Genomic DNA, 24340 nt, shown 5'->3' with positions numbered 1-24340 from the left:
TGGTTCGGTTATCCGACTGTGAGAAATTGACCGCGAAACGGGAGGCGGCCATGACGGTAGCGCGAGTACGGAGCGGTGGGCGGCCCACGCTCGAAGAAGTCGCGGCACGAGCGGGCGTGGGGCGCGGCACCGCCTCGCGGGTCATCAATGGTTCACCGCGGGTCAGCGCGCACACCCGTGAGGCAGTGGAGGCTGCGGTCGCCGAGCTGGGTTACGTGCCCAATCGCGCGGCCCGCGCCCTGGCCGGGAACCGCATGGACGCCATCGCCCTCGTCGTGCCCGAGTCGGAGAGCCGCTTCTTCGCCGAGCCGTACTTCTCCGACATCGTGCGGGGTGTCGGCGCGGCCCTCGCCGACACCGACATGCAGCTGCTGCTCACCCTGGCGGGCAGCGACCGTGAGCGCCGGCGGCTGGCCCAGTATCTGACCGCGCACCGCGTCGACGGTGTGCTGCTGGTCTCCGTGCACGCCGACGATCCGCTGCCCGATCTGCTGGAGCAGCTCGGGATGCCGGCCGTGATGAGCGGCCGCAGATCCGCCTCGGAACCGCTCGCCGCGGTCGACTCGGACAACTTCGAGGGTGCCCGCAGCGCCGTCGACCATCTGATCTCCCGGGGCCGCCGGTCCATCGCCACGATCACCGGACACCTTGATGTGTACGGTGCGCAGCGGCGCCTCGATGGTTACCGCGAGGCCGTCGCCTCGGCCGGTCTCGACCTGGACGAGCGGCTGGTCGCCCCCGCCGACTTCACCGAGGAGGGCGGCGCCCGCGCCATGCGCGACCTGCTGGCCCGTCGGCCCGATGTCGACGCGGTCTTCGCCGCCTCCGACGTGATGGCCGCGGGCGCCCGTCAGGTGCTCCGAGAGGCGGGCCGGCGTATCCCGGACGATGTGGCGCTCGTCGGCTTTGACGACTCGGCCGTGGCCCGCCACATGGACCCCGCGCTCACCAGCGTGCGTCAGCCGATCGAGGAGATGGGCCGGGAGATGACCCGGCTGCTGCTCCAGGAGATCGCGGGCGAGGAACTGGAACGCCCGCAGATCGTGCTTCCCACCGAGCTGATCGTCCGCGACTCGTCGTGACGCCCGCTGCCGGACGGATGCCGGAGTGACGACCGTCACTAGTGCCGCGACCGGCAAGGTTTGCCCCGTCGCGGCGCCCGGCACGCCCTACGGGCGGACGACGCCACTTTCGAAACACGCCCTGGGCCCCCCGGTGAGGGGGCTCGCGCCGGGCGGCCTGGGGTGGCTTGTCGCTGTCGGCCGGAGCAGCTGTCCGGTCGGGCTGGTCGCACTTGTTCCGCTGGGGGACGTGCTCGACCGGCACCGGCTCATCGAAGGCCATCTGGTGCTGACGGCGGTGGGGTGCGCTGTGGTCGCGGCTTCACAGACGGTGCCGCTCGCGTCCGGCGGCGTCGGTGTGACGGAGCCGTGACTCCGCGATGCTCGCCGCGTGGGGACGATACGGCGCAGGACCTGCCGCCGTGTTCCCGCGATGTTCCCAAGTACCGGGACACGAAGAAGGCCTGACCTGTTTTCACAGGTCAGGCCTTCTTCATTCAGGGTGAGTAACGGGACTCGAACCCGCGACATCCTGGACCACAACCAGGTGCTCTACCATCTGAGCTATACCCACCGTGTCCGGTCTTTTCTGACCGGCCGAGAAAAAGTGTACAGGGTCCGAGGGGGTGCTCGCGCCCCCGTTGTTCAGCCGCTGATCCCAGACCTTGAAACGCCCGTGACCAGCGGCTTCCCGAGGTCCTACGACGGCGGCGCCGTCAGGCGTGTCGCGATGGCCTTGGCCTGCTCCGAGTCCGGCCCGGGCTGCGGTACGAAGATCGCCTCCCGGTAGTACCGCAGCTCCGTGATGGAGTCACGGATGTCCGCGAGCGCCCGGTGGTTGCCGTTCTTCTCCGGACTGTTGAAGTACGCCCTCGGGTACCAGCGGCGGGCCAGCTCCTTGACCGAGGACACATCGACGATCCGGTAGTGCAGGTAGGTCTCCAGGGCCGCCATGTCCCGGGCCAGGAATCCCCGGTCGGTACTGACCGAGTTCCCGCAGAGCGGTGCCTTGCCCGGCTCCTTCACGTGCTCGCGCACATAGGCCAGCACCTGGGCCTCGGCGTCGACGAGCGTGGTGCCGTCGGCCAGCTCGTCGAGGAGGCCCGAGGCGGTGTGCATCTGCCGCACCACCTCGGGCATCGTCTCCAGGGCCCTGTCCGGCGGGCGGATCACGATGTCCACCCCTTCGCCGAGCACGTTCAACTCCGAGTCGGTGACCAGCGCGGCCACCTCGATGAGTGCGTCTTCCGTCAACGAGAGCCCGGTCATCTCGCAGTCGATCCACACCATGCGATCGTTCATACGTCCCACCCTACGGGGCGCTGCGCTGCCCCGGCAGGGTCGGGCGCCCGGTGGCGTATGCGTCGGAGCTCGGCTTCCCGTGCTCCGGCTGCTCCGTCCCGGCCGCCGTGGCGGCTGCGGCCGGAGAGCCCGACGGGGTCGCCGACAGGCCGGCCCTCCGGCTCGCGGACGTGCCCTGTGCGGGCACGACCGTCTCGATCGCCGTCGCCACCGGCTCCATGGGTCCGCCCTGCGGACGGCGGGCCCGGTACGCGGCCCGGTACGCGGCGGGGGAGGAGCCCAGCTGGCGCCGGAAGTGCCCGCGCAACGCGACCGGCGAGCGGAAGCCGCAGCGGCCCGCGACCTCGTCGACCGAGTAGTCGGACGTCTCCAGCAGCCGCTGCGCCTGCAGCACGCGCTGGGTGATCAGCCACTGGAGCGGTGCGCTGCCGGTCAGCGAACGGAACCTCCGGTCGAAGGTCCGCCTGCTCATGTAGGCGCGCGCGGCGAGCGTCTCCACGTCGAACTGCTCGTGGAGGTGCTCCAGCGCCCAGGCCACGACCTCGGCGAGCGGGTCGGAGCCGATTTCCTCGGGTAAAGACCTGTCGAGGTAGCGCTCCTGACCGCCACTGCGCCGCGGGGGCACGACGAGCCGCCGGGCCAATGCCCCGGCGGCCTCGGTTCCGTGGTCCGTGCGGACTATGTGCAGACAGAGATCGATTCCTGCCGCTGTCCCGGCGGAGGTGAGCACATCGCCGTCGTCGACGAACAGCTCGCGCGGATCGACGTGGACCGACGGGTAGCGCTTGGCCAGCGTCGGGGCGTACATCCAGTGCGTGGTCGCGGGGCGGCCGTCCAGCAGCCCCGCGGCGGCGAGCACGAACGCGCCGGTGCACAGCCCGACGATGCGGGCCCCTTCCTCATGGGCACGGCGCAGCGCGTCCAGCGCCTCGGGGGGCGGCGGCGAGGTGATCGAACGCCAGGCGGGCACCACGACGGTGCCTGCCCTGCTGATCGCCTCCAGCCCGTAGGGCGCGGTGAGTTCGAGCCCACCGGTGGTGCGCAGCGGCCCCTCCTCCCCGCCGCAGACGAGAAGTCGGTAGCGCGGAACTCCCGCGTCCTGGCGGTCGATCCCGAACACGGAGAGCGGGATGGAGCTCTCGAAGATGGGGCCGCCGCTGAACAGCAGGACGGCGACGACTTCGCGACGTCGTCGTCCGCCGAGCTTTCGTACAGCCTCCGTTGCGGCGGCGGAGTCCTGGCTCATGACGCTAAGCCCCCCTCGATGTTCGCGTCTTCCTGGTCCTTACGGGCCTGTCGCTCCTGCACATTTCCCCTCGGTCTTGCACGAGTCCCCAGTCTTCGGCACCCAAGATCGAATCTACTGCGTTTCGTGGTGCCGTCGTGACAAGTTGACCAACCGGCGCTATATCGACATGGCCACTTGGCGGGAAGCATTCGATCACGAAGCGTTCCACCCCCGGGCCGCGCAGGGAAGTGCGCCTCCCGTTCGTGGCCCGTCCCTATCGGGTGGAAGCGTACCGCGTGGTCTCTTCTTGCCTGGTGGCAAGGGGGTTGATCGGCCAATTCGCCAAGGAATCGACAGGGGTGAGAAGTTGGCTGAAAACATACGGTTGCGTGTGCCGGATTCAGTCGTTCGACCGGCGCGCGACCCCCTCCGTGCGGCTACTCCTGTGCGCCCCTCGGTCCGGTGGGCGGCCGCGCGTTCGGACCGGCGGAGCAGGATGCGGCAGGCGGCGGTGCCGCCCCACGAGGCCGGGAGCGAGAGCGTCGGCATCGCCGGCGGATGTGCGGTACGCCACGAGGACGGCCGGTTCGGGCAGGCGGCTGAACCCCGCCCGGCGGACCACGCCGGTCGCGGACCGGACGGCGGTGGTGACGGGCACGGTCGGTCGGTCGGGGCGGGTGCGGGCGCATCACCGCGCCCCGGGGCGGCGCGGTGATGCGGTGCGGTGGGCACCCTGCGGGTGGTGACTCTGTGGTGCGACTCGGTTGCCGCCGGGTGTCCGCCGCAGTTGGTCGCCCGGCGCAGGCCCCGGTGGGGCGGCCTCGGTGTACCACGCAACCGGCATTGCCATCTGCGGCTGCCTCGGGCATGCTCCCTGGAACGTCGCACGCGCTTTGCGGGAGTCTGGGCAGTGGAAGAGTGGCGCCGTACCCTTGGGGGTAAGGGGTTGGGAAGATGATTCCCGGACACCACAAAACTGCCCGCTGATACACCTTCCCCAAGCCGCTCTCCTCACGAGGACTCTCTTCGCCGAGACACCGATGGCCGGTCACGAAATCCCCGAACCCGCGGACCGCAAGCAGGTAGCCGACCCATCGTCGGACCCCTTGGCGGTCGAAGAACCACGCCACTCCTGCGATCCCGCCTTCCGGCATGGGGTCGTGGTCGGCTTCGACGGCTCCACGTCCAGTGAGCGAGCCCTCGCCTATGCCATCGGGATGGCCCGAAGGTCAGGTTCCGGCCTGATCATCGTCCATGTCGCCAATCGGCTTCCGACCACGGTCTGGGCGGGCTGCGAGCCGCCCGTCTTCGTCGATGTGCCCGATCACCGCACCGAGGTCCTCGGTCTGGAGCTCGCCTGTGCGGACTACCTCTGCGAGGTGCCGTGGGTGCTCGTCGAGCGGGGCGGCGACATTTGTCACGAGCTGGAGGAGGTCGGCCGGGAGTACTCGGCCGACGCGATCGTCGTCGGCTCCACGCACGGCATCGTCGGCCGGATCTTCGGCTCGGTGGCGGGGCGGCTGGCGCGGCGCGCACAGCGCCCGGTCGTGGTCATTCCCTGAGACCGGTCGGTCTCAGGGCTGTCCCGTCATCCCTGCTGGATCAGCGAACGGCGTCGGATGCGGTGCATCGCAAGGCGGAGGAGCGTCCGCATGCTGGGCGTGTTCGGAGGTTCCGACACGCGGCGAGGTGCCGTAGCTGTCGTCGTGTGCCCACCAGGGGTTACGGGACAGTCCTCGGGCTCTTTCCTCCTGGCGCGGGGCGTCCTGGCCGGATGGCCGACGTGGCGTCAACTCGCCCTTGAAAACAGGCAATCTACTCACACGTAAAGGTGAATTGTGCGCTTGTGAAGGGTACATAAGGGTCACTGGGAAACAGCACCACTGCCTTTGAAGGGAGCCCGCCGTGGACAATGACGTCTCTGCGGGAAGCAGCAGCACCTCCACCCTCGGCCATCTCGCCCTGGGACTCACCCTGTTGGCGTTCGGTATCGGTCACACCCGGGTCATCGACGGGGTGACGGCGGCCGACGCCGTCTCGCTCGCACTGTATGTCGGCGGTATCGCCCTGTTCGTCGCCGGACTGCTGGAGTTCCGCGGCGGCAGCGCCTTCACCGGCACGTCCTTCGTCGGGCTCGGCGCCTTCTGGTTCACCTGGGGCACCGGTGCCGATGCCCATGTCTCCGGTCATGCGGCGGGGCTGTTCCTGCTGCTCTGGGCGCTGTTCGCGCTGAGTCTCACCCTCGGGGCGGCCGGCGGCGGTCTGCTCGCGCAGGGGACGTACGCACTGCTCTTCCTGGGGCTTCTGCTCCTGGGCGTCGGGCAGTTCGCCGGCAGTGACGGGCTCGGCAAGGTCGGCGGCTGGCTGGCCGCGGTGGCCGGTCTCGCCGCCTGGTACGGAGCGACGGCGGCGCTGGCCAAGTGGCCGACGGCGCTGCCGGGGCGTGCTGCCGGCCGGGGCGTGACGGCCGCCGGCTGAGGCAGTCACCGGCCGGTGCGACCTGGGGCGGCACCGGCCAACGGGAGAGAGCGGCCCCGCACCTTTCGTGACGTGGTGCGGGGCCGCTCTCCTGCCGTACGGGGGGCGGGGGGCTACTCGACGGTGACGGACTTCGCGAGGTTCCGCGGCTTGTCGATGTCGCGGCCCATGGCCAGCGCCGTGTGGTACGCGAAGAGCTGGAGCGGGATGCCCATCAGGATCGGGTCCAGCTCGTTCTCGTTCTTCGGCACCACGATGGTGTGGTCGGCCTTCTCCTGGACCTGGTGCGCGACCGCGAGGATCCGGCCGCTGCGGGCCTTGATCTCCTCCATCGCGGCGCGGTTCTTCTCCAGCAGGTCGTCGTCCGGCACGATCGCGACCGTCGGCATCGCGGGCTCGATCAGGGCCAGCGGGCCGTGCTTCAGCTCGGACGCCGGGTAGGCCTCGGCGTGGATGTACGAGACCTCCTTGAGCTTCAGTGAGGCCTCACGGGCGACGGGGTAGCCGCGCACCCGGCCGATGAACATCATCGACTTGGCGTCCGCGTACTCCGCGGCCAGCTTCTTGATCTCGTCCTCGCTCTCGAGGATCTCGGTGATTTGCGCGGGCAGCTTGCGCAGCCCCTCGATGATCCGCTTGCCGTCGGCGACCGACAGGTCGCGGATGCGGCCCAGGTGCAGGGCGAGCAGCGCGAACGCGACCACCGTGTTGGTGAAGCACTTGGTGGAGACGACGCAGACCTCGGGGCCGGCGTGGACGTACGTACCGCCGTCGGCCTCCCGGGCGATCGCCGAGCCGACCACGTTGACCACACCGAGGACCCGTGCGCCCTTGCGCTTGAGCTCCTGGACGGCGGCCAGCACGTCGTACGTCTCACCGGACTGGGAGACCGCGACGTACAGGGTGTCGGGGTCGACCACCGGGTTGCGGTAGCGGAACTCGGAGGCGGGCTCGGCGTCCGCGGGGATGCGGGCCAGCTCCTCGATGAGCTGGGCGCCGATCTGGCCCGCGTGGTACGAGGTGCCGCAGCCCAGGATCTTGATCCGGCGGACCCCGCGCGCCTCACGGGCGTCCAGGTTGAGACCGCCCAGGTGCACGGTGGAGAACCGGTCGTCGATGCGGCCGCGCAGCACCCGGTCGACGGCGTCGGCCTGCTCGGAGATCTCCTTGTGCATGTACGTGTCGTGGCCGCCCATGTCGTACGACTCGGCCTCCCACTCCACGGTGGTCGGCGTGGCCGTCGTGGACGAGCCCTCCGTCGTGTACGTACGGAAGTCGTCGGCCTTGAGGGTGGCCATCTCGCCGTCGTCGAGGGTGACGACCTGACGGGTGTGGGCGACCAGCGCGGCGACGTCGGAGGCGACGAACATCTCCTTCTCGCCGATGCCGAGGACGACCGGGGAGCCGTTGCGCGCGACGACGATGCGGTCGTTGAAGTCGGCGTGCATGACGGCGATGCCGTACGTGCCCTCGACCGAGCGAAGCGCCTCGCGGACCTTCTCCTCCAGGGTGTCCGCCTGCGCACGGGCGATCAGGTGGACCAGCACCTCGGTGTCGGTCTCGGAGAGGAAGACGATGCCGTCGGCGACGAGCTTCGCACGGAGCTCGGAGGCGTTGTCGATGATGCCGTTGTGGACGACGGCGACCTTGTTCTCGGCGTCCAGGTGCGGGTGGGCGTTCTCGTCGCTCGGGGCGCCGTGGGTGGCCCAGCGGGTGTGGGCGATGCCGGTGGTGCCGGTGAAACGCTTGGGGACGCGGGCCTCCAGCTCGCGGACTCGGCCCTTCGCCTTGACCATCTTCAGCGTGGCGGGCTTTCCGGCCGCTGCCTTGCCGGTGATGACGATGCCCGCGGAGTCGTACCCCCGGTACTCCAGCCGCTGCAGCCCCTCCAGCAGCAGCGGTGCCACATCACGCTTTCCGATATATCCGACGATTCCGCACATAGAGTCTCTGCCCCTCCATCGATGTCGTTGTGGTGCCTGGTGCTCAGCCGTAGACGATGCGGCGCAGCTGGCGGAGCGAGAGCTCCGGCGGCGCGACCGCCCGGTGCGGCAGCTCGGCCGAGATGCGTTCGAAGATCTCCGTGTTCACCAGGCCGCCGGACTGCAGTTCGCGGTGGCGGCGGCGGACGAAGTCGTCGGTCGTCTCGTCGAAGTACGCCAGCACATCGAGGATCACCCGGGCGGCTTCGCCGCGCTGGAGCGTGGTGGAGCGCACCAGGTGATCGATGAGGTCGTCGTGCGACGAGCGGCGTTCAGGCACTCGTTGATATTGCGGTGAATGGAGCCTCAACGCAACAATTCTGCCCGATATCGGGCAGGAGTGAGTGTGATCACGCTCTCCTTCACGCCCGGGTCGGGGCCAGGACCGCCCGGGAGTCACCCGGAGGCGCTTCGGTGCGGACGGCGACCTCACCCGGCGCCTCGCATGCCGGGTGATTCCGGCGGCCGCAGAACGGGGAAGTGGTCTACACCTTGACCACGCGTGAGGCGCACGATACGCATGGTGATGGTTCGTTGCTCAGGAGATCCACAGGTGTGAACCCGTCGAAAGGGACCGGCTTGTGAGACTGCACAGGAAACAGCGCACCGCACTTCCCCGTCTGCTCGGCTCGCTGCTGCTCGTCACTGCGGCCGGAATCTCCAGTGTCGGCGCGGCTCCGGGAGAAGCCGCGGCGCCCAGCGGCCAGGCCCCCGCCGCCGCGCCCCGCCCGCTCGGGCAGATCGTGCCCGCCCCCGCCGAGGTGAAGGCGGGCGGGTCCCCGTACACCATCACCGCGGGAACGAAGATCCGCGTCGACGACGACTCCGGCGAGGCCCGGAGGATCGGCACCTACCTGGCGGGCGTGCTGCGCCCCTCCACGGGGTACGCCCTGCCGGTCACCGACCGCGGCGGCGGTGACGGCATCCGGCTCCGGCTCGGCTCCGACGACAGCGAGCTGGGCGCGGAGGGCTACACGCTGAAATCGAGCCACGGATCCGTCACCATCACCGCGCGCGGCCCGGCGGGCCTCTTCCACGGCGTCCAGACGCTCCGGCAGCTGCTCCCGGCGGACGTGGAGAAGAACAGCCGCCAGGAGGGGCCGTGGCAGATCGCGGGCGGCACGGTCACGGACGCGCCGCGCTACGCGTACCGCAGCGCGATGCTCGATGTCTCCCGGCACTTCTTCTCCGTCACCGAGGTCAAGCGCTACATCGACCAGCTCGCCCTCTACAAGATGAACAAGCTCCATCTGCACCTCTCCGACGACCAGGGCTGGCGCATCGCCATCGACTCCTGGCCGCGGCTGGCCACGTACGGCGGGCAGACCGAGGTCGGCGGGGGAGCCGGCGGCTACTACACCAAGAGTGACTACAAGGAGATCGTCCGGTACGCCTCCTCCCGCTACCTGGAGGTCGTCCCGGAGATCGACCTGCCGGGTCACACGAATGCGGCACTCGCCTCGTACGCCGAGCTGAACTGCAACGGGGTCGCACCGCCGCTCTACACCGGCACGAGCGTCGGTTTCAGCTCGCTGTGCGTGCCGAAGGCGATCACGTACACGTTCGTGGACGACGTGGTCCGTGAGCTGGCCGCGCTGACGCCGGGCACGTACCTCCACATCGGCGGCGACGAGGCGCACTCCACCAGCCACGACGACTATGTGACCTTCATGAACAGGGCGCAGGCCATCGTCGGCACCTACGGCAAGACCGTGGTCGGCTGGCATCAGCTGACCGGGGCCACGCCCGTCGCGGGCGCGGTCGCCCAGTACTGGGGGTACGACCGGACGGGCGCCGCCGAGCGCAAGCAGGTGGCGGACGCGGCGAAGAACGGCACGCAGCTCGTGCTGTCCCCTGCGGATCGCACGTACCTCGACATGAAATACAACAAGGAAACCAAGCTGGGCCTGGCCTGGGCCGGCTATGTCGAGGTGCAGCGTTCGTACGACTGGAACCCGGCGACGTACCTCGAAGGAGTCCCGGAGGACTCGATCCTCGGGGTCGAGGCGCCGATCTGGTCGGAGACGGTGACGAACAGCGACGAGGTCGAGCAGATGGCGTTCCCGCGGCTGCCGGGCGTTGCGGAGCTGGGCTGGTCGCCGGCGTCCACGCATGACTGGGACGCGTACAAGGTGCGCCTCGCGGCGCAGGGGCCGAGGTTCTCGGCGCTGGGGATCGACTACTACAGGTCGGCGCAGGTGCCGTGGCCTGAGCAGTGAGGTGACCGGGCGTCCTGCGGACGCTCTGTCCCCGGTCGCCGGGTGGGCCTGATCTTCTGGGCCCGCCTGGCGACCGCGGCACTAGAAGCCCGCGATCGGGTTCCTGAGTGTGCCGACGAGCTGCAGCGCTCCCGACGGGTCCGTCAGGTCGACCATCTGCTTGTTGTCGCGCAGCTGGAGCCGGTTCAGGCAGGACAGTGCGAATTCCTCCGTGAACATGTCGTACTGCTTGAACTTGTCCGCGAGCTGCGGCACCGACTCCTGGTAGCCGGACACACAGGCGGCGACCGTCCGCCAGAACGTCTCCTCGTCGAGGATCCCCTCGGTGGCGAGTCCGGCGCCCAGGAAACGGAGGAAGCAGTCGAAGACGTCGGTGAGGACCGACAGCAGTTTCATGTCGTCCGGGACCTCGGCGCGGATCCGCTCGACCTCGGGCGGCAGCACCGCGTCCGGGTCCATGACGGCGATCTCCTCGGCGATGTCCTTGAAGACCGTGCGGGTGACGACGCCGTTCTCGACGACCAGGATGACGTTCTCCCCGTGCGGCATGTACACGAGGTCGTACGCGTAGAAGCTGTGCAGCACCGGCACCAGGTAGGCGTCCAGGTAGCGGCGCAGCCAGTCGGCGGGGGCCAGTCCCGACTCTCCGATCAGTGCGCCCGCGACGGAGTTGCCCTCGTGGTCGGTGTGGACGAGCGATGCCATGGTCGCGACCCGTTCACCCGGCGCCAGGCCGGGCACCGGACTCTCCCGCCAGAGCGCGGCGAGCATTTTCAGGTACGGGGAGCCCTTGGTGGTGGCCGCCTCGTACGTCCGGTGGCGGTAGCCGATGGCCGCCCGCTCGCGGATGATCGAGAACCGGGCCGCGCGCAGCACCTCGTCGCGCTCGATGAGCCCGGACAGCCAGTCGTTGATCGCGGGCGTCGCCTCCATGTACGCGGCGGAGAGCCCGCGCATGAAGCCCATGTTCAGGACGGACAGTGCCGTCTTGACGTAGTGCTTCTCCGGGTTGCCGGTGTTGAAGAAGGTGCGGATGGACTGCTGGGCGAGGTAGCTGTCGTCGCTCTCGCCGAGGCAGACCAGACGGTGCTGGGCGATTTCTCCGGCGAAGGTGACGGCCAGTTTGTTCCACCACTGCCAGGGGTGGACGGGGATGAGCAGGTAGTCGTCGGGGTCGAGCCCGAGGCCGGTCAGCGTGCCGGCGAACCGCTGCCGGGTCTCCCCGCTCAGTTCGCCGCTGATCAGCGTGTCGTAGTCGAGCCCGGCGCCCGCCGTGAACGTGGCGCGGTCGCGGTGGGCGGCGAGCCAGACCAGCCGGATCGCGCTCGCCGCCTCGGGGGCGTACGCACGGTACTCGTCGATGCCGAAGCCGAGGCGCCCGTTGTTGGCGACGAAGCAGGGGTGGCCCTCGGTCATGCCCGTCTCGATCGCCTGGAATCCGGCGGCGACGAGCGCGGCGGAGGTCACCGGCTCCTTGGTGAGTTTGTACGCGGTTCCGGCCAGTGTGGAGGAGATCTCCTCCAGGTAGACCGGCAGAACCTCCGCCGAAAGCCCCAGTGTCTCGCGCAGTTCGACGAAGAATTCCAGCGCGTCCAGGGGCAGTTCGGTGCCGTGCCGGTGGCGGGTGACGGAGGCGGCGTCGACCTGCCAGTGGTCGAGAGCGAAGCGCCGGGCGGCGAAGCGGTACTCGGTCGCCGTGTCGTCGCCGCGTACCGCGTAGAGGTCGGCGCCGAGCGGCTCGGGGGCCAGCAGCCGCTCGTGGCTGAACTCGGCGAGGGCTTTGCGGATGAGCTGCCGGTTGGCGGTGGCCCAGCGCTCGGGGGTGAGGTGCGCGACGGCGGCGGTGGTGGTCATCGGGCGTCTCCTTCGCGCGCGGCGTGGAACTGTTCTCGGATGCAGGCGCTGAGCAGGGCGGTCTTCTCCGGCTTGGCGATCTCGCGGAGGACCTCGAAGCCCACGGCCTTGTTGAGCGCGTGCACGGCTGTGTTGCGGACGTCCGGTTCGACGACGACCCGGCGCACCGAAGGATCGGCGAACAGCGTCTCCAGCACAGTGGTGATCACCGCGTGCGTGAAGCCGTGCAGCGGGGTGTCCGTCGGGGCGACGAGGAAGTGCATCCCGATGTCGCCGGGTTCGGCCTCGTACAGCCCCTTGAGCTCGACCTCGGCGGGGTCGTACCGCTCCATCAGGAAGGCGGGCTCCCCGTTGTGCAGTCCTATGAACGCGTCGCGGTGCGGGTGGGCGGCGATCGCCCTGTACTCACGCTCGACGTCCTGCAGCCGGGCGTCGCCCATCAGCCAGAAGGATGCCTTGGGGTGGGTGACCCAGCTGTGCACCAGTTCGGCGTCGGACATGGAGCCTGACCCGCTCGAACCGGGCCGAGAGGTCGGGGAAGGGTCGAGGGCGCGGACGGTGAAGGTACCGAGGCCGGTGTTCATACGGCGAACTCCTGGAAGGCGATGGACTTCTCGACCGGGTAGTACTCACGGCCGAGCAGCTCGCCGATGATGTACGCATTGCGGTAGGCACCCATGCCCAGGTCGGGCGAGGTGATCGAGTGGGTGTGCGTGCCCGCGTTCTGCAGGAAGACGCCGCGCCCGGTGGTATCGATGGAGTAGTTGCGGGCCACGTCGAAGCGGCCGCGGCTGTCGTGGCGCAGCCGGCCGGCGATCGGCTCCAGGAAGGCCGGCGGGGTGTAGCGGTAGCCGGTGGCGAGGATCAGCCCCTCGGTGGTGAGGCTGTACTCCTTGTCCTGCTCCTCCTGGTGCAGGCCGAGCGTGTACGTGTTGCTGCTCTCCTCGTAACGCGCACTGAGCAGGGCGGAGTTGGTGAGGAGGCGGGTGGGGACCGGTCCGGGCAGGTTCTTCCGGTAGAGCAGGTCGAAGATCGCGTCGATCAGATTGCCGTCGATGCCCTTGAAGAGTCCCTTCTGGCCGGACTCCAGCCGGTAGCGGGTCTGTTCGGGCAGGGTGTGGAAGTAGTCGACGTACTCCGGGGAGGTCATCTCCAGCGTCAGCTTGGTGTACTCCAGTGGGAAGAACCGCGGTGAGCGTGTCACCCAGTTCAGCCGGTAGCCGTGCGCGTCGATCTCGGAGAGCAGGTCGTAGTAGATCTCCGCCGCGCTCTGCCCGCTGCCGACGAGGGTGATGGACTCCTTGGCCTGGAGGGCCGCCTTTCGCTCCAGATAGCGGGAGTTGTGCAGGAAGTCGCCGCCCAGTTCCCGGCACACCTCCGGGATGTACGGGGGAGTTCCCGTGCCCAGCACCAGGTGCCGGGCGCGGAAGAGGCTTCCGGCGAGGGTGCGGGCGGTGTAGAGAGCGGTGCTCTCGTCGTACCTGACCGATTCGACGGTCTCGTTGAAGCGGACGCTGCTCAGCCGGCCGGCGGCCCACCGGCAGTAGTCGTTGTACTCGGTCCGCAGCGGGTAGAAGTTCTCCCGGATGTAGAAGGAGTACAGCCGTCCGCGTTCCTTCAGGTAGCTGAGGAAGGAGTACGGCGAGGTGGGGTCGGCCATCGTCACCAGGTCCGACATGAACGGCGTCTGGAGATGGGAGCCTTCGAGGAACATACCGGCGTGCCACTCGAAGTCCGGCTTGGACTCCAGGAACACACCGCTGAGTTCGTCGATGGGTTCGGTCAGGCAGGCGAGGCCGAGGTTGAACGGGCCGAGGCCGATCCCGATGAAGTCGTGGAGGTCAGGAAGCACGGTCAAGGGAGTCTCCCAGGTACTGCTCGGCGTGGCCGGCGATCAGGTCGAGGACTGCGGCGATGTCCTGTGCGGTCGTTTCGGGGTTGAGCAGGGTGAATTTCAGGTACTGGCGGCCACCGACCTTCGTCCCGGCGACGACGGCCTCGCCGGAGGCGAAGAGCGCCTTGCGGGCGTAGAGGTTGGCGCGGTCGATCTCGACGGGTGAGGTGGCGGCGTCCGGGACGCAGCGGAACACCAGCGTGGAGAGCTGCGGCTCGACGACGACGTCGAAACGCGGGTCCGCGGTGAGCAGCTGCCATCCCTCGGCGGCCAGGCCGCAGACCTCGTCGAAGAGCTCGCCGATGCCGTCCGCGCCCATGACGCGCAGGGTCATCCACAGTTTGAGGGCGTCGAATCTGCGGGTGGTCTGCAGGGACTTGTCGACCTGGTTGGGGATGCGCTCGGTGGCCATGCGCTGCGGGTTGAGGTACTCCGCGTGGTACGTGGCGTGGCGCAGCGTGGCCCGGTCGCGTACCAGGACGGCCGAGGAACTCACCGGCTGGAAGAAGGACTTGTGGTAGTCCACGGTCACGGAGTCGGCGTGCTCGATGCCGTCGAGGAGGTGGCGGCGCTCGCCGGAGGCGAGCAGTCCGCAGCCGTACGCGGCGTCGACATGCATCCAGGTGGAGAACTGCCGGCAGAGCGCGGCGACGTCGGGCAGCGGGTCGATCGATCCGAAGTCCGTGGTGCCCGCGGTGGCGACGACCGCCATCGGGACGGCGCCCTCGGCGGCGCACTGCTCCAGCGCGTGGGCGAGGGCCACGGTCTGCATGCGCTTCTTCCGGTCGACGGGGACGGAGACGACGGAGTCCGGTCCGAGACCGAGGAGTTTCGCCGACTTCTGGACGCTGAAGTGGCTGCACTCGGAGGTGAAGATCTGCAACCGGTCGAACTGCCCGGGGCGGGACTTGGCCTCTTCGCGGGCGAGCAGCAGGGCCTGCAGGTTGGACTGTGTGCCGCCGCTGGTGAAGATGCCGTCGGCGGCCGGGCCGAGGCCGATCCGGGCCGCGGTCCAGTCGATCAGCCGGCGCTCGATCAGGGTGCCGCCCGCGCTCTGGTCCCAGGTGTCCAGGGAGGAGTTGACGGCCGAGAGGACGGCTTCGCCGAGGACGGCGGGGATGACCACCGGGCAGTTGAGGTGGCCCAGGTACCGGGGGTGGTGGAAGTAGACGGCGTCCCGGAGATAGACGCGGTCGAGCTCGTCGAGGGCGGCGGACGCGTCGCCCAACGGCCGGTCCAGGTCGATCGCGTCGACGACCGGGGAGAGCTCGCCGACGGGGATCCCGGTGAACGGCCGGTCGGTGGCGGCGAGTTTGGCTGCGACCCGTTCGATCCCCGCGGTCACGGAGCGACGGTAGTGCTCCGCAGTCGAGTCATTGAGCAGGTGCGAACGCATGAAGGGGTCCTCCCGGATGCGGGGAAACTTCATCGGCGCCCTCAAGGCAGAGGAATGGGGGCGAGGGGCCGATGTTGAAGTTAGGTTAGCCTAACCTAACTTCATGTCGAGTCGTTCCCTCGCCCCCACGGGACGCCGCCTGCCATGTGACGGTCGGTCAAAGTTGTCCGGATTACACGTCCTCGGTGACCGCTTCTGCGCGCAGCTGCTCCTCGCTCATCCCGCGACGCCAGTAGCCGACGAACGTCACCCGCCTGCGGTCGAACCCGCGCTCCTGGACCAGATGGCGGCGCAGCGCCCGTACATTCGACGACTCGCCCGCGATCCAGACGTACGGGGTCCCCTCGGGCAGCTCGGCGGCGCGTACGGCGTCCACGGCGGACGGTGCGCCCTCGTCCCGGACGAGCCAGCTGATCCGGGCGCGGGCCGCGGTGCCCAGCGCCTGGCGGTCCTTGGTGTGCTGGACCTCGAGCCAGACGCGGGCCCGCATGCCGGCGGGCAGCCACTCCAGGGCTGCCGATGCGGCGGGAAGCGCCGTCTCGTCGGCCCAGATCAGCACCCAGTCGGTGTCCTCCGGGGGCCGGAAGCGGACGGCCGTGTTGTCCTCGACGGCCGGGCCGAGCGCCTTGAGGAGATCGCCGGGGGTGGCGGTGGTGGCCCAGCGGCAGGCGGGTCCGCCGTCCTCGTGCAGCGCGAAGTCGATGTCGATTTCTGTCGATCCGTCGGGGGCGCGGCGCTGCGCACGGACGGTGTACGAGCGCATGACGGCCCGTATGTCCTCGGGCAGGGCGCGCCAGGCGGCGAACCAGTTGCCGTCCTCGCCGACCGGAACGACTGGTTCCGGCTGGCCGGGGTGCGGCAGGAACAACGACAGGCTCTGGTCGCGGCCCCCGGCGGCGAAGCCGTCGAGGCCCGGACCGCCGAAGGTGATCCGGAGCATGGAAGGTCCCAGCCGCCTGGTCCGGGTGACCGTCAGGCCGAAGAGCCGGAAGGGGATGGCGGGAGGTGCGGCTGCGGTCGTCATATGAGGGCTCCTTCCAGGAACCGGGAAGCGGAGGAGAACGGCCCGGCCCGGCCGGGGGCAACCCTGGCCGGGCCGGAGACGGGGGTGCGTGACGCTCGGTCAGCTGACCTTCTTGGCGCCCTCGATGGCCTTCGCGAGGTCCTCGAGGATCGGCGCGCACTTGTCGTAGGAGTAGATCGGCTCGGTGGTGCGCGGGATGACCTGACCCGCCTTGACGGCGGGCAGCCGCGTCCAGGTCGGCTTGGACGTCAGGGCGTCGGGCTGCAGGGCCGAGGTGCGGTTGTCCATCATGATGATGTCGGCGTCGTACGTGTCGACGTTCTCCCAGCTCAGCTCCTCGAAGAAGCCCGCGGCGTTGACCTTCGGCTCGACGAACTTCACACCCAGCTCCTGGAAGTACAGGGTGTCCGCGGACATCGTGGCGAGCGAGACGTAGAAGAGGTCCTGGCTGGCCGAGCCGATCATGACCTTGATGTTCGGCTTGGACTTGGCGGCGGCGCGCAGCCGGGCCGCGGCCTTCTCGAAGCGGGCCTTGGCGTCGGTCACCGCGGCGGCCCTGACGTCGGCGCCGAGGGAGGCGGCGAGATCCTCATGGCGCTGGATCGCCTTGGGGATGGTGGTCTGCGCGGCCCACAGGGCGACGCTCGGCGCCAGCTTCAGGATCTTGTCCTTGGACTGGTCCGGCACGTACCAGAGGGAGTCCTTTTCCCACATGGCGGTCACGAGCAGCTCCGGGTCGAGCGCCGCGTACTTCTCGACGTTGAACTCGCCCCAGACGTTGCCGAGGATCTCGACCTTGCTGATGTCGAGGTCGCCGGCCTGCACATCGGCCTTGCCGTCCTTGGTCTTCGTCGGGCCGAAGACGCCCTTGACCTCGATGCCGTAGTCGTGGAGGGCGGCGGCGACACCGGTGAAGGCAACGATGTTCTTCGGGACCTTTGCGGCCTTCACGGTCTGGCCGCGGTCGTCCTTGAACGTCCACGGGCCGGACTTCCCGGCACTCGAACCCGAACCCGAGCCGGAGTCCTTCGAGTCGTTGCCGCCGCACGCTGCGAGTGCGGCGCCGAGGCCGACGGCGCCGCCGGCGGCCAGCAGGCCGCGACGGGAGAGGGAGGTGGTCCGGACCTTGGGCATGGGTGTGTCTGCTTTCGTACGCGCCGGTGGGCGCCCGCTGACGAGTTCGAAGGTAGGTTAGCCTAACCTCACTAACTGTCCAGCGGGCGGCCTGTCCGGCCCGCCGGGCTACCGGACGAGCGCTCCGCCGCCGACGTGCGGCTTGCCGCTCTTCCCTCGTACGAAGGTGTGCACCAGGAGCGTCATCCGCCGAAGTCCTTCCGGCACGCGTCGAGTCCGTCGATCCGCACATCGGCGGTGCGGTGCTCCTCCCAGCGGTCGCGGTCGATCCGCAGCCGCTGCAGGGTGACGGGGGCGCCCCGCAGCACGGCCACCTCCAGTCCGTCCGGCAGATAGCCGAGCCGGCGCGAGACGCCCAGCGAGCGCGGGTTGTCCGTCATCGCGGACGAGATCGCGCTCCGGGCGCCGAGCCCGGCGAACGCCAGATGCAGCACGGCGGCCCGCATCTCGGTGCCGATGCCCTGACCCTGGTGCGCCAGCCCCAGCCATGACCCGGTGTGCACCTCACCGGTCACCGCGAAGTCGCGCGCCCCCAGGTCCTGCCGCCCGACGACCTTGCCCTCGTGCAGCACGACGAGGCTCAGGACCCAGTCCCGTACGGACCAGTTGGCGATGGTGGACAGCACATGCTGGTACACAGCCCGGCCGCGTTCGGCGGGCGTGCCGTCGGTCCAGGGCACGGTGAACGGCATGCTGTCCGGCGCGTGCACCCCGTCGGCGGCGACGCTTGCCAGGTCGTCGAGCAACTCCAGGTCCGGAAGGCGGAGTTCCAGGCGTGGCGTGCGGATGCGGAGCCCGTACAGGGGCCAGTTCTGGGGGTCCATGAACAGACTCTGCCGCGACGGATGGTGCACCGTCGAATCAATTACACAGGGGGACGGGGAGCAAGGATCCCCGTCCCCCTGCCTTCCGCCGGCTCAGGCCGGCAGCCCCAGCTCCCGGGCGATCAGCATCCGCTGCACCTCGCTCGTTCCCTCGCCGATCTCCAGGATCTTGGAGTCGCGCCACATCCGCGCCACCGGGTACTCGTTCATGAAGCCGTAGCCGCCGTGGATCTGGGTCGCCTCGCGGGCGTTGTCCACCGCCACCGTCGACGAGTACAGCTTGGCGACCGCCGCCTCCTTCTTGAACGGTTCGCCCGCCAGCAGCCTGGATGCCGCGTCCCGCCAGCCGATCCGGGCCATGTGCGCCCGCATTTCCATGTCCGCGATCTTGAACTGGATGGCCTGGTTGTCGCCGATCGGCCGGCCGAAGGCGTGCCGCTCCTTGGCGTACTTCAGTGACTCGTCCACACAGCCCTGCGCCAGACCCGTGGCCAGTGCCGAGATCGCGATCCGTCCCTCGTCGAGGATCCGCAGGAACTGCGCGTATCCGCGGCCCTCCTCGCCGAGCAGGTTCGCCGCAGGGACCCGGACGTCGGAGAAGGACAGCTCACGGGTGTCCGACGCGTTCCAGCCGACCTTGGAGTACGGAGCGGCGACGGTGAAGCCGGGGGTGCCGGACGGCACGATGATCGACGAGATGAGCGGGGCGCCGTTCTCCTTGCGTCCGGTCACCGCCGTGACCGTGACCAGCGAGGTGATGTCCGTGCCGGAGTTGGTGATGAAGCACTTGGATCCGTTTATCACCCACTCGTCCCCGTCGCGCACGGCCGTCGTCCGGGTGCCGCCCGCGTCCGACCCGCAGTCCGGCTCGGTCAGCCCGAAGGCACCCAGCGCCTCGCCCGAGCAGAGCTTCGGCAGCCACTGCTGCTTCTGCTCCTCCGTGCCGAACCGGTAGACCGGCATGGCACCGAGCGAGACCCCGGCCTCCAGGGTGATCGCCACGGACGAGTCGACGCGGGCCAGCTCCTCCAGGGCGATCCCGAGGGCGAGATAATCGCCGCCCATGCCGCCGTACTCCTCCGGGAACGGCAGCCCGAACAGGCCCATCCGCCCCATCTCGCGCACGATCTCGTACGGGAACTCATGGCGCTCGTAGAAGTCGCCGATCTTCGGGGCGACCACGTCCTGCGCGAACTCCTCGACGGTGCGGCGCAGTTCCTCGTGTTCGGCAGTCAGCCGGTGGTCCAATGACATGGTGGGGGTCACTCCTTGTGGGACTGTGTTTATTGAACCGAGAGCGCGCGGACGGTACGGGACGGGCTCGGGCGGCCCAGTTGTTCGGCGAGCCACACGCTGGTGGCGGTGAGCGCGTCGAGGTCGACCCCGGTTTCGATGCCGAGGCCGTCGAGCATCCACACGAGGTCTTCGGTGGCGAGATTTCCGGTGGCGCTCTTCGCGTACGGGCAGCCGCCGAGGCCGCCCGCGGAGGCGTCCACGGTGGCGACACCGTGCTGGAGCGCGGCGAGGGTGTTGGAGAGCGCCTGGCCGTACGTGTCGTGGAAGTGCACCCCGATGGTGTTGGTGTGCACGCCCTCCTCGTTCAGCTCGGAGAGCAGGTCCTGCACATGGCCGGGGGTGGCGACGCCGATGGTGTCGCCGAGGGAGAGCTCGTCGCAGCCGAGGTCCATCAGCGCCTTGGCGACGCGTACGACCTGGTGGACGGGGACCGGCCCTTCCCACGGGTCGCCGAAGCACATCGACAGATAGCCGCGGACGTGCACCTTGTCCGCCTTGGCGCGGGCGACGACGGGCTCGAACATGGCGAGCGACTCGGCGACCGTGCGGTTGAGATTGCGGGCGGCGAACGTCTCGGTCGCCGACCCGAACACGGCGATCCGGCGCGCACCGAGAGCGAGGGCGCGGTCCAGCCCGCGTTCGTTCGGTACGAGCACCGGGAGCGCGACCCCCTTGATGTCCCCGAGGCGGGGGAACAGGTCCTCGGCGTCGGCGAGTTGGGGCACCCACTTCGGGTGGACGAAGCTGGTCGCCTCGATGGTGGTCAGGCCGGCCGCGGCGAGGCGGTGGATGAACTCCGCCTTCACCTCGGTCGGAACGACCGTCTTCTCGTTCTGCAGCCCGTCGCGGGCGCCGACCTCGTGGATGCGTACCCGGGCGGGCAGATCCGGTGCGGGCACGGTCATGGGCAGCTTGCCGACGGTCATGCTTCCTCCTCGCTCGGAACCACCACGGCCAGCACCTGGTCCATGGCGACGGTGGCACCGGCCGTCACATCGATTTCGGTGACGGTCCCGGCGTGCGGGGCGGAGATGACGTGCTCCATCTTCATCGCCTCCACGACGAGCAGGCTCTGCCCGGCGACGACCTCGTCCCCGACGGCCACCTTCACGACGGTGACCGTGCCCGGCATGGGCGCGGCAAGCGTGTCCGCGCCGCCGTGTGCGGCGCCGCTGAGGGACGCCTCCACGGGGTCGTGGTCCTGTACGTGCCAGGTGTCGCCGTCGCGGCCCAGCCAGGTCCCCTCCGGGGAGGTGGCGTGGGTGAACGTGTGGGTGACACCGGCGAGTTCGAAGGTGAGTCGGTGTGCGGAGGCGTCGATGACCCTGGCTGTCTCCGTGCCGCCGGGCAGGGGGGCCAGCGGGCCGCAGGTGCCCGTCGCGGGCGCGGGCGGCAGCGAACCCTCCCCGACATGACCGAACGTCAGCTCGGTGCCCGCCGGGCAGGAGCGCGCGGCGACCTGTACCGGGTCGTGGCCCGGCAGTCGGAAGTGGTGGACCGTGCGGGCGGGGGCGCCGCCCAGCCGCCAGCCGTTGGCCACCGAGAACGGGTCGACCCAACCGGAGCTGCCCCCGGGCGAGGTACCCCGGGCGGCCGGCTGCCGCAGCAGCGCCGCCGCCGCGTACACCTCCTCCGGCACCCCGTCCGGCACCAGCCCGTCCACCGCGCGCTCCACCAGCCCGGTGTCGAGATCGCCTGCCGCCACCTGCGGGTGGGCGAGCAGCCTGCGCAGGAACCCGGCGTTGGTCGGCACGCCCAGGATCACCAGCTCCGACAGGGCGGTGCGCAGCCGCCGCAGCGCCGTGGCCCGGTCGGGTCCGTGGACGATGACCTTCGAAAGCATCGGGTCGTACAGACTGCCGACCTCGACCCCCTCACCGAGACCCGAGTCGGTCCGTACGCCCCGGCCGTTCGGCTCGCCGAGGGAGAGCACCGTACCGCCGGACGGCAGAAAGCCGCGGGCCGGGTCCTCGGCGCAGATACGGGCCTCGATCGCATGTCCGGTGAGTGTGATGTCCGGCTGCTTGTACGGGAGTTGTTCGCCGGAGGCGACCCGCAGCTGCCACTCCACCAGGTCCAGGCCGGTGATCAGTTCGGTGACCGGGTGTTCGACCTGGAGGCGGGTGTTCATCTCCATGAAGTAGTACGAGGCGGGGTCGTTGCCCGGGACGATGAACTCCACCGTGCCCGCCCCGACATACCCGCAGGAGCGGGCCGCCTGGACGGCCGCCTCGCCCATCGCCGCCCGGGTCTCCTCGTCGAGCAGGACGGACGGCGCCTCCTCGATGATCTTCTGGTGGCGGCGCTGGAGCGAGCACTCGCGCTCGCCGAGATGCACCACGTTCCCGTGCCCGTCGGCCAGGACCTGGATCTCGATGTGGCGCGGCCGGTCGATCCACCGCTCCACGAGCAGGGTGTCGTCCCCGAACGAGCCGCGCGCCTCGCGCCGGGCGGCGGCGATCTCGTCGGCGAGCAGCGCCTCGTCGCGCACCAGCCGCATGCCCTTGCCGCCGCCGCCCGCCGAGGGCTTCAGCAGCACCGGCATGCCGATCGTGCGCGCCGCCTCCGCGAGCTGTGTGTCGCTGAGCCCGCTGCCGGAGGACCCCGGCACGACCGGAACCCCGGCCGCCGCGACGGTCTCCTTGGCCCGGATCTTGTCGCCCATCAGCGAGATCGCGAAAGCGGGCGGCCCGATGAAGACGAGCCCCGCGTCCGCGCACGCCTGCGCGAACCCCGCGTTCTCGGCGAGGAACCCGTACCCGGGGTGCACGGCCTGCGCGCCGGTGCGCCGGGCGGCCTCCAGCAGCGCGGGCACGCTGAGATAGCTCTCGGCGGCGGGTGCGGGTCCGATCCGCACCGCCGTATCGGCCTCCCGTACATGCCGGGCGTCGGCATCCGCGTCGCTGAAGACGGCGACGGACCGCACACCCAGCTCGCGCAGGGTCCGGATCACCCGGACCGCGATCTCGCCGCGGTTGGCGACCAGAACGGTGTCGAACATCGTCATCTGTTCCCTCACATCCGGAAGACGCCGAAGCCGGGCTCACCCAGCGGGGCGTTGGCACACGCGGTCAGAGCGAGCCCCAGCACCTGCCGGGTCTCCAGCGGGTCGATGACCCCGTCGTCCCAGAGCCGGGCGGTGGCGTAGTACGCGTTGCCCTGCGTCTCGTACTGCTCGCGGATCGGCGCCTTGAAGGTTTCCTCGTCCTCGGCGCTCCAGTCGTCGCCCAGCTGGTCGCGCTTGACCGTCGCGAGGACGGACGCGGCCTGCTCGCCGCCCATGACGGAGATCTTGGCGTTGGGCCACATCCACAGGAAGCGCGGCGAGTAGGCCCGCCCGCACATGGAGTAGTTCCCCGCCCCGTACGACCCGCCGACCACGACGGTCAGCTTCGGGACCCGGGTGCAGGCGACGGCCGTGACCATCTTGGCGCCGTGCTTGGCGATGCCGCCGGCCTCGTAGTCGCGCCCGACCATGAACCCGGAGATGTTCTGCAGGAAGACCAGCGGGATGCCGCGCTGGTCGCAGAGCTCGATGAAGTGCGCACCCTTCTGGGCGGACTCGGAGAACAGGATGCCGTTGTTGGCGACGATGCCGACCGGGTGCCCGTGGATCCGGGCGAAGCCGGTGACCAGCGTCGTCCCGTACTCCGCCTTGAACTCGGCGAACCGCGACCCGTCGACGACCCGCGCGATGACCTCCCGTACGTCGTACGGCGTCCGCGAATCGACCGGCACGGCCCCGTACAGCCCGGCAGGATCGACCTTCGGCTCCTCCACGGCCTCCACGGACCAGGGCAGAGCCCCGCGCGCGGGCAGCGTGGCCACGATGTTCCGGACGATCCGCAGCGCGTGCGCGTCGTCCTCCGCGAGATGGTCCGTGACGCCCGACGTGCGGGAGTGGACCTCGCCGCCGCCCAGCTCCTCCGCCGTGACGACCTCACCGGTCGCGGCCTTCACCAGTGGCGGACCGCCGAGGAAGATCGTCCCCTGGTTCCGCACGATCACGGCCTCGTCGCTCATCGCGGGGACGTACGCCCCACCGGCCGTGCAGGACCCCAGCACGGCCGCGACCTGCGGAATCCCGGCCCCCGACATCCGCGCCTGGTTGTAGAAGATCCGCCCGAAGTGCTCCCGGTCGGGAAACACCTCGTCCTGCATCGGCAGAAACGCGCCACCGGAGTCCACGAGGTACAGACACGGCAGCCGGTTCTCCAGCGCCACCTCCTGCGCCCGCAGGTGCTTCTTCACCGTCATGGGGTAATACGTGCCGCCCTTGACCGTGGCGTCATTGGCGACGATCACGCACTCCCGGCCGCTGACCCGCCCGATCCCGGCGATCACTCCGGCCGCCGGAGCGGCGCCCCCGTACAGCCCCTCGGCCGCGAGCGGTGCCAGCTCCAGGAAGGGCGAGCCCGGGTCGAGCAGGGCGTCCACCCGCTCCCGGGGCAGCAGCTTCCCGCGCGCCACATGCCGGGCGCGGGCCTTCTCACCCCCGCCCAGCCTGGCCGCGGCCAGGCGCGCCCGCAGCTCGTCGCCGAGCGCGCGGTGCGCCTCCTCGTTGGCCAGCCAGCCCTGAGACGCGGGATCCGCCGCACTCGCCAGCACCGGTGCCTGCTGCATCCGTCGAGCCCCCTTGCCCGGTCGA

The 24340-nt window shown here is 69.9% G+C and carries 20 protein-coding genes and 1 tRNA gene; 5 read left to right on the top strand and 16 right to left on the bottom strand.

Annotation, left to right across the window (positions count from 1 at the left end; genetic code table 11):
* Nucleotides 1-50: 50 nt before the first annotated feature.
* The gene (locus tag AB0N06_RS00880; protein WP_366132636.1) at nucleotides 51-1082 is read left to right on the top strand and encodes a LacI family DNA-binding transcriptional regulator; all 1032 of its coding nucleotides are present in this window, start codon (nucleotides 51-53) and stop codon (nucleotides 1080-1082) included.
* A 25-nt stretch (nucleotides 1083-1107) separates the two neighbouring features.
* Complete coding sequence (locus AB0N06_RS00875; RefSeq protein WP_366132635.1) at nucleotides 1108-1434, top strand: hypothetical protein; 327 nt, start codon at nucleotides 1108-1110, stop codon at nucleotides 1432-1434.
* Nucleotides 1435-1562: 128 nt separating this feature from the next.
* Here AB0N06_RS00875 and AB0N06_RS00870 read toward each other — a convergent pair.
* The 3 genes from AB0N06_RS00870 to AB0N06_RS00860 form a co-directional block, all read right to left on the bottom strand.
* Nucleotides 1563-1635: transfer RNA gene (locus AB0N06_RS00870), tRNA-His, on the bottom strand.
* 125 nt (nucleotides 1636-1760) lie between these two features.
* Nucleotides 1761-2363, bottom strand: a complete 603-nt coding sequence (orn, locus tag AB0N06_RS00865) for an oligoribonuclease (protein ID WP_358862475.1) — start codon at nucleotides 2361-2363, stop codon at nucleotides 1761-1763.
* Between the two features lie 10 nt (nucleotides 2364-2373).
* Nucleotides 2374-3609: a helix-turn-helix domain-containing protein gene (locus AB0N06_RS00860; protein ID WP_366132634.1), complete on the bottom strand. Its 1236-nt coding sequence runs from the start codon at nucleotides 3607-3609 to the stop codon at nucleotides 2374-2376.
* Nucleotides 3610-4631: 1022 nt separating this feature from the next.
* On the opposite strand from AB0N06_RS00860, the gene AB0N06_RS00855 reads away from it, so the two are divergent.
* Both AB0N06_RS00855 and AB0N06_RS00850 read left to right on the top strand, forming a co-directional pair.
* On the top strand, nucleotides 4632-5153 hold the full coding sequence (locus AB0N06_RS00855) for a universal stress protein (protein ID WP_366132633.1): 522 nt from the start codon (nucleotides 4632-4634) through the stop codon (nucleotides 5151-5153).
* Between the two features lie 343 nt (nucleotides 5154-5496).
* The gene (locus AB0N06_RS00850) at nucleotides 5497-6069 is read left to right on the top strand and encodes an acetate uptake transporter (protein WP_358860729.1); all 573 of its coding nucleotides are present in this window, start codon (nucleotides 5497-5499) and stop codon (nucleotides 6067-6069) included.
* Nucleotides 6070-6182: 113 nt separating this feature from the next.
* Here AB0N06_RS00850 and glmS read toward each other — a convergent pair whose 3' ends face one another.
* Both glmS and AB0N06_RS00840 read right to left on the bottom strand, forming a co-directional pair.
* Nucleotides 6183-8012, bottom strand: a complete 1830-nt coding sequence (gene glmS / locus AB0N06_RS00845; RefSeq protein ID WP_366132632.1) for a glutamine--fructose-6-phosphate transaminase (isomerizing) — start codon at nucleotides 8010-8012, stop codon at nucleotides 6183-6185.
* A gap of 43 nt (nucleotides 8013-8055) precedes the next feature.
* On the bottom strand, nucleotides 8056-8331 hold the full coding sequence (locus tag AB0N06_RS00840; RefSeq protein ID WP_358860728.1) for a hypothetical protein: 276 nt from the start codon (nucleotides 8329-8331) through the stop codon (nucleotides 8056-8058).
* A 301-nt stretch (nucleotides 8332-8632) separates the two neighbouring features.
* Between AB0N06_RS00840 and AB0N06_RS00835 the strand changes: the two genes are divergently transcribed.
* Complete coding sequence (locus AB0N06_RS00835) at nucleotides 8633-10270, top strand: beta-N-acetylhexosaminidase (RefSeq protein WP_366132631.1); 1638 nt, start codon at nucleotides 8633-8635, stop codon at nucleotides 10268-10270.
* Between the two features lie 81 nt (nucleotides 10271-10351).
* Here AB0N06_RS00835 and AB0N06_RS00830 read toward each other — a convergent pair whose 3' ends face one another.
* From AB0N06_RS00830 to AB0N06_RS00780, 11 genes are all read right to left on the bottom strand, one after another.
* Nucleotides 10352-12124 (bottom strand): IucA/IucC family siderophore biosynthesis protein, encoded by a 1773-nt coding sequence (locus AB0N06_RS00830; RefSeq protein ID WP_366132630.1) that lies wholly within the window; start codon nucleotides 12122-12124, stop codon nucleotides 10352-10354.
* Nucleotides 12121-12708 (bottom strand): GNAT family N-acetyltransferase, encoded by a 588-nt coding sequence (locus tag AB0N06_RS00825; protein WP_366132629.1) that lies wholly within the window; start codon nucleotides 12706-12708, stop codon nucleotides 12121-12123. Before AB0N06_RS00825 ends, AB0N06_RS00830 begins: the two co-directional genes overlap by 4 nt.
* Entirely contained in the window at nucleotides 12705-13982 is a 1278-nt protein-coding gene (locus AB0N06_RS00820) for a lysine N(6)-hydroxylase/L-ornithine N(5)-oxygenase family protein (RefSeq protein ID WP_366132628.1), read from the bottom strand. Before AB0N06_RS00820 ends, AB0N06_RS00825 begins: the two co-directional genes overlap by 4 nt.
* Nucleotides 13966-15414 carry an aspartate aminotransferase family protein gene (locus AB0N06_RS00815; protein ID WP_366132627.1) on the bottom strand — a complete coding sequence of 483 codons (1449 nt, stop codon included), beginning with the start codon at nucleotides 15412-15414 and terminating at the stop codon, nucleotides 13966-13968. Before AB0N06_RS00815 ends, AB0N06_RS00820 begins: the two co-directional genes overlap by 17 nt.
* 172 nt (nucleotides 15415-15586) lie before the next feature.
* On the bottom strand, nucleotides 15587-16438 hold the full coding sequence (locus AB0N06_RS00810; RefSeq protein WP_366132626.1) for a siderophore-interacting protein: 852 nt from the start codon (nucleotides 16436-16438) through the stop codon (nucleotides 15587-15589).
* A 99-nt stretch (nucleotides 16439-16537) separates the two neighbouring features.
* Complete coding sequence (locus tag AB0N06_RS00805; RefSeq protein WP_366132625.1) at nucleotides 16538-17572, bottom strand: ABC transporter substrate-binding protein; 1035 nt, start codon at nucleotides 17570-17572, stop codon at nucleotides 16538-16540.
* A 182-nt stretch (nucleotides 17573-17754) separates the two neighbouring features.
* Nucleotides 17755-18396 carry a GNAT family protein gene (locus AB0N06_RS00800; protein ID WP_366132624.1) on the bottom strand — a complete coding sequence of 214 codons (642 nt, stop codon included), beginning with the start codon at nucleotides 18394-18396 and terminating at the stop codon, nucleotides 17755-17757.
* A gap of 93 nt (nucleotides 18397-18489) precedes the next feature.
* The gene (locus AB0N06_RS00795; RefSeq protein ID WP_366132623.1) at nucleotides 18490-19650 is read right to left on the bottom strand and encodes an acyl-CoA dehydrogenase family protein; all 1161 of its coding nucleotides are present in this window, start codon (nucleotides 19648-19650) and stop codon (nucleotides 18490-18492) included.
* Between the two features lie 29 nt (nucleotides 19651-19679).
* Nucleotides 19680-20618, bottom strand: coding sequence for a hydroxymethylglutaryl-CoA lyase (locus tag AB0N06_RS00790; protein ID WP_366132622.1), 939 nt, complete (start codon nucleotides 20616-20618; stop codon nucleotides 19680-19682).
* On the bottom strand, nucleotides 20615-22693 hold the full coding sequence (locus AB0N06_RS00785) for an acetyl/propionyl/methylcrotonyl-CoA carboxylase subunit alpha (RefSeq protein ID WP_366132621.1): 2079 nt from the start codon (nucleotides 22691-22693) through the stop codon (nucleotides 20615-20617). Before AB0N06_RS00785 ends, AB0N06_RS00790 begins: the two co-directional genes overlap by 4 nt.
* Before the next feature lie 14 nt (nucleotides 22694-22707).
* On the bottom strand, nucleotides 22708-24315 hold the full coding sequence (locus AB0N06_RS00780; protein ID WP_366132620.1) for a carboxyl transferase domain-containing protein: 1608 nt from the start codon (nucleotides 24313-24315) through the stop codon (nucleotides 22708-22710).
* Nucleotides 24316-24340 lie beyond the last annotated feature (25 nt).

The organism is Streptomyces sp. NPDC051020 (assembly GCF_040683105.1).
Taxonomy (GTDB): Bacteria; Actinomycetota; Actinomycetes; order Streptomycetales; family Streptomycetaceae; genus Streptomyces.
Note: the sequence above shows the minus strand (reverse complement) of the source record. Positions and strands in the feature narration are given on the sequence as shown.

Excerpts from the sequence above, each read along its gene's own strand:
- AB0N06_RS00810 (WP_366132626.1), bottom strand. The coding sequence starts at position 16,438 with ATGACGACCGCAGCCGCACCTCCCGCCATCCCCTTCCGGCTCTTCGGC.
- AB0N06_RS00800 (WP_366132624.1), bottom strand. The coding sequence starts at position 18,396 with ATGGACCCCCAGAACTGGCCCCTGTACGGGCTCCGCATCCGCACGCCA.
- AB0N06_RS00790 (WP_366132622.1), bottom strand. The coding sequence starts at position 20,618 with ATGACCGTCGGCAAGCTGCCCATGACCGTGCCCGCACCGGATCTGCCC.
- AB0N06_RS00860 (WP_366132634.1), bottom strand. The coding sequence starts at position 3,609 with ATGAGCCAGGACTCCGCCGCCGCAACGGAGGCTGTACGAAAGCTCGGC.
- orn (WP_358862475.1), bottom strand. The coding sequence starts at position 2,363 with ATGAACGATCGCATGGTGTGGATCGACTGCGAGATGACCGGGCTCTCG.
- AB0N06_RS00795 (WP_366132623.1), bottom strand. The coding sequence starts at position 19,650 with ATGTCATTGGACCACCGGCTGACTGCCGAACACGAGGAACTGCGCCGC.
- AB0N06_RS00855 (WP_366132633.1), top strand. The coding sequence starts at position 4,632 with ATGGCCGGTCACGAAATCCCCGAACCCGCGGACCGCAAGCAGGTAGCC.
- AB0N06_RS00815 (WP_366132627.1), bottom strand. The coding sequence starts at position 15,414 with ATGCGTTCGCACCTGCTCAATGACTCGACTGCGGAGCACTACCGTCGC.
- AB0N06_RS00805 (WP_366132625.1), bottom strand. The coding sequence starts at position 17,572 with ATGCCCAAGGTCCGGACCACCTCCCTCTCCCGTCGCGGCCTGCTGGCC.
- AB0N06_RS00785 (WP_366132621.1), bottom strand. The coding sequence starts at position 22,693 with ATGTTCGACACCGTTCTGGTCGCCAACCGCGGCGAGATCGCGGTCCGG.
- AB0N06_RS00825 (WP_366132629.1), bottom strand. The coding sequence starts at position 12,708 with ATGAACACCGGCCTCGGTACCTTCACCGTCCGCGCCCTCGACCCTTCC.
- glmS (WP_366132632.1), bottom strand. The coding sequence starts at position 8,012 with ATGTGCGGAATCGTCGGATATATCGGAAAGCGTGATGTGGCACCGCTG.
- AB0N06_RS00830 (WP_366132630.1), bottom strand. The coding sequence starts at position 12,124 with ATGACCACCACCGCCGCCGTCGCGCACCTCACCCCCGAGCGCTGGGCC.
- AB0N06_RS00880 (WP_366132636.1), top strand. The coding sequence starts at position 51 with ATGACGGTAGCGCGAGTACGGAGCGGTGGGCGGCCCACGCTCGAAGAA.
- AB0N06_RS00780 (WP_366132620.1), bottom strand. The coding sequence starts at position 24,315 with ATGCAGCAGGCACCGGTGCTGGCGAGTGCGGCGGATCCCGCGTCTCAG.